This is a genomic window from Streptomyces sp. AC627_RSS907 (assembly GCF_019049165.1).
Window position 1 is genome coordinate 1 of sequence record NZ_JAGMUE010000453.1, and the last position, 542, is coordinate 542.

1 pseudogene is annotated in these 542 nt (G+C 76.4%); it reads right to left on the minus strand.

Annotated features, from left to right (window positions below):
• Positions 1 to 542: pseudogene (locus tag KUM32_RS36425) on the minus strand (alpha/beta hydrolase); the annotation flags it as partial.

The following is a 542-nucleotide window of genomic DNA, read 5'->3' on the forward strand; positions in this document are numbered from 1 at the left end:
GGCGAGCAGTGCGCGCGGGCGGTGCAACGGGATGATGTGGCCGCAGTCCTCGATCAGGTGGCCCGTCAGGTCGTCGGCCACGGGGCGCAACTGCCGCTCAAGGGCCCGCCCGACCGGCCGGGCGCCGACGGCGAGGGTCGGCACGGTCAGCCGGCCGTCGGCGACGGCCCGCCGGAGCTGCCGGGCGCTGGTGGGCAGGGCCCGGTAGTACGCGAAGGCGCAGCGCAGCGCCTCGCTCCCGGTGTACGCGTGCGTGAAGGCGTCCCGCAGCGCGGCCGGTACACCGTCGCCGAGCGTGCCCGCGCGCAGGAACCAGTCGACGTACGCCGCCTCGCGGCCGACCAGCACGGACTCGGCCAGGCCCGGTTCCGCGTGGAAGCCGAACCACCACGGCGGCCCGCCGGCGAGGAAGTCCTCCGCGCCCGGCAGTTCGCCGAGCAGCGATTCCATGACCACCAGGCGGCGGACGCGGTCGGGCCGGCGCATGGCGAGCAGGAAGGCCGGCGGGGTGCCCGCGTCGATGCCGACCACCGATGCGGTGT